Here is a 270-nt window from a genome sequence, read left to right on the forward strand (position 1 = left end):
GTCGGCTCCGTCGAACGGGTGCTGGTCACCCTCACCGCGCTCGTAGTGGTCCTGGGGCTGGGGGCGGCCGTCTGGCTCGCCGTGCGCGGGGCCATGGCGTATCGCCATCTTTCTGCCGCTCGTGCCGCCCTGAGTACTGTGACCACGGCCGACGACCCGATGGGATGGACCGACGCACTCGGGGCGAGCGCCGAAGACCTCGCGGCGGCGCACGCGCTCACGGACGACCCCGTGTGGTCCGCGGCGGGAGCCGTGCCGTGGATCGGCCCG

At 73.7% G+C, this 270-nt stretch carries 1 protein-coding gene; it reads left to right on the forward strand.

Going from position 1 to position 270, the window contains the following annotated elements:
• Nucleotides 1-270 (forward strand): hypothetical protein (locus ACZ3GY_RS24050; RefSeq protein ID WP_465912257.1); only part of this gene is annotated, 270 nt, incomplete at both ends.

It is taken from the genome of Pseudomonas sp. PME37.24/006 (assembly GCF_055556635.1).